Source organism: uncultured Eudoraea sp. (assembly GCF_947258925.1).
Taxonomy (GTDB): domain Bacteria; phylum Bacteroidota; class Bacteroidia; order Flavobacteriales; family Flavobacteriaceae; genus Eudoraea.
Genome location: NZ_CAMYKG010000072.1, coordinates 1 through 3,456 on the forward strand (window position 1 = coordinate 1; position 3,456 = coordinate 3,456).

Consider the following 3,456-nt stretch of genomic DNA (forward strand, 5'->3'; position numbering starts at 1 on the left):
ATTTCATAACACTTACTTAACCAAATCGTAAAACTCAGATTACGGAAAAGGCCAAATTTAATCTTAACCTTTGTGTATACTGATTTTCATGACATGAAAATTATCTTGGCTTATGTATCCACTTTGGTAGTCAACTTCCTAATTACCCTGTTTAGGACCTACTACTCCCCGCTAAAATTCAAGAAATTTCCTAGAAAACCCAGAACAATCCTTACATGAAAAAAAGACCTGTTGACATTGTGGTCATTTCCGATGTGCATTTAGGCACCTACGGATGCCACGCCGATGAACTCTTTAAATACCTTAAGTCGGTTAAGCCCAAGCAACTAATACTTAACGGGGATATAATAGATATCTGGCAATTTAAGAAAAGGTACTGGCCCAAATCCCATATGAAAATTATTAAATTAATTATGGAATGGGTAACTAAAGGAGTTAAAGTACACTATATAACAGGAAATCATGACGAGATGCTACGCAAATTTGTAGGCCTCAAAATGGGGAAATTCAGTATCTCAAATAAAATTGTGCTTAATGTTAGTGGTAAGAAAGTATGGATTTTTCATGGTGATGTATTTGATGTTAGCATGCAACATGCAAAGTGGATAGCAAAGCTGGGGGCAATAGGATATGACTTCCTTATCCTGCTAAACAGGGCCGTCAATTATATTAGTAGAAAAATGGGAAGGGGTCGGGTTTCTATGTCAAAACGCATAAAAAATGGCGTTAAATCTGCTATTAAATTTATCAACGATTTTGAACAGATTGCCGCTGATATTGCTATTGAAAATGAGTTTGACTATGTTATCTGCGGACACATTCACCAGCCTGAAGTGAAGAAAATAAGCAACTCCAAAGGATCAGTTACCTATCTAAATTCCGGTGATTGGATAGAAAATCTTACAGCTCTGGAATATTATCAGGGAAAATGGAGTTTATACCACTATGAAAAGGATCTTTTAGTCAGGGATCAGCAAGTGGAAGAAAAGGAGCAAATAGAAGTCCTTGAAAAAGGAGAGTTATTTAAAAGTCTTGTGGAAGAGTTTCGGTTTTTAATTCCAAAAATAGACCCATAACCACTGCATCTTTCAAATTAAGCCAAATTATTCGTGAAAACACTCTACGCAATCCAAGGTACCGGAAACGGACATCTTAGCAGAGCAAGGGATATTATCCCAATCCTTAAGAAAAAACAACTTGACCTCGATATACTAGTGAGTGGTACCCAGGCGGATATTCAAATACCTCATCCAATTAAATTCCAGCTTAAAGGATGGAGTTTTATTTTTGGTAAAAAAGGAGGAGTAGACGTATGGCGTACTTTTCAGAAAACAAATTCCGCGAGGTTGCAAAAAGAAATAAAAAGTATCCCGGTGTCAGATTATGACCTGATTATAAATGATTTTGAGCCGGTATCAGCATGGGCCAGCAAACTAAAACAAAAGCAGTGTGTTGCCTTAAGTCATCAGTCTGCCGTTCTATCGCCCAATGCTCCAATGCCAAAAAAACCAGATCCTTTCGGAAAAATGATTCTTCAAAATTACGCTCCCAGCACCAAACGGTTCGGGTTACATTTTAAAAGTTATGAAGAGAATATCTTTACCCCAATAATTCGGGAAGATATAAGAAATGTTTTAACGAAAGAGGGGGGGCATTACACCGTTTACTTACCCTCCTACAGTGATAAAAAGATAATCAACATACTTTCAAAAGTAAAGGGTATAAATTGGGAAATCTTTTCCAAACACAATCACAGTGAATATGTTTCTAAGAAAATCAGGATACAACCAATCAGCAATGAAGGATTTGTGCAAAGTATGGCTACTAGTTGCGGAATATTGTGCGGTGCCGGTTTTGAAACACCGGCAGAAGCGCTTTACATGAAAAAAAAGCTGCTGGTTATACCCATGAAAGGGCAATTTGAACAGCAGTGCAACGGTGCGGCGCTTCAGGAGATGGGAGTTCCCCTTATTAAATCGTTAAAAGTTAAACATCTAGACCAACTCAAAAGCTGGGTAGAGGATAATTCCAGGATTGAAGTTGACTACCCAAATATTACAGAATCAATTATAGACCAAATCCTACAGGAATCCGTTTAGAACATTTAATGGCTGGCATTTCAATTCAAAAATCTTCCAATACAAAAAACTCCGATCTATTAGCCGAACATTTCGGTGATGACTTTGAATGGGGCGTTTCTACAGCGGCATACCAGATTGAAGGTGCTCACGATGTCCATGATAAAGGGGCATCTATCTGGGATCAGTTCACCAGTAAAAAAGGGGCTATTTATAAAGGGCATAATGGCAAAATAGCATGTGATTTTTATAGGAGGTATAATGAAGATATACTGCTTATGAAAGCCATGAATATACCAAACTTCAGATTTTCACTTTCCTGGACCAGAATAATGCCCTACGGTACAGGTAAGATAAGTTCCGAAGGTATAGCCTTCTATAACCGCGTTATAGATTTTTGCCTGGAATGCGGCATCACTCCATGGGTAACCCTATACCATTGGGATCTTCCTCAGGCTTTGGAGGAACAGGGGGGTTGGGTAAACCGGGATATTCTAGGTTGGTTTGAAGAATATGTAACAGTATGTTCAACCCATTTCGGGGATAGGGTAAAGAACTGGCTCGTTTTAAACGAACCCATGGTTTTTACGGGTGCTGGTTACTTTTTAGGCGTGCACGCTCCGGGTAATAAAGGATTAAAAAACTTCCTTCCTGCTGCTCACCACGCCGTTCTTTGCCAGGCTCTTGGTGGTAGAATCCTTCGATCTATAGTTCCTGAAAGCAATATAGGCACAAGCTTTTCTTGTTCAGATATTAAACCATACTCCAAAAGAATAGCAGATATTAAAGCCGCTGAAAAAGCAGATGCTCTTCTGAACAGATTCTTTATTGAGCCATCATTGGGGATGGGTTATCCACTCGAAAGCCTTTCAAAAATAAAGCAAATTGAAAAGTACCAAAGACCGGAGGACTCACAAAACTGCGTATTTAATTTCGACTTCATTGGCATTCAAAATTATACGCGTGAGGTTGTCAGACACAGTTATATGGTGCCTTATCTGCAGGCCAAAATAGTCAAAGCGACTAAAAGAAAGGTGAAAACAACACTGATGGATTGGGAAATATATCCAAAAAGCATCTACAATATGATTGTAAAATTCAACGGATATAGTAAAATCAATAAAATCATTATCACAGAAAATGGGGCAGCATTTTCAGACAAACTAATGAATGGGGAGGTCCATGATCCGGATCGGCTCGCATATTTTCATAGGTATTTAAAACAAGTTAAAAAGGCAAAGGATGAAGGTTACGAAGTTTCAGGATATTTTGCCTGGACTTTAATTGATAATTTTGAATGGGCAGAAGGATACCATCCGAGGTTTGGGTTGGTATATGTGGATTTTGATAGCCAAAAGAGAATAATTAAGTCCTCAGG

3 protein-coding genes are annotated in these 3,456 nt (G+C 38.4%); all 3 read left to right on the forward strand.

Going from position 1 to position 3,456, the window contains the following annotated elements; translation table 11 throughout:
- Positions 1 to 215 precede the first annotated feature (215 nt).
- Positions 216 to 1,076, forward strand: a complete 861-nt coding sequence (locus Q0X77_RS15200; protein WP_297798667.1) for a UDP-2,3-diacylglucosamine diphosphatase — start codon at positions 216 to 218, stop codon at positions 1,074 to 1,076.
- 33 nt (positions 1,077 to 1,109) lie between these two features.
- Entirely contained in the window at positions 1,110 to 2,099 is a 990-nt protein-coding gene (locus tag Q0X77_RS15205) for a glycosyltransferase family protein (RefSeq protein ID WP_297798668.1), read from the forward strand.
- Positions 2,100 to 2,107: 8 nt separating this feature from the next.
- On the forward strand, positions 2,108 to 3,456 hold a 1,349-nt coding region (locus tag Q0X77_RS15210), incomplete at its 3' end, for a GH1 family beta-glucosidase (RefSeq protein ID WP_297798669.1).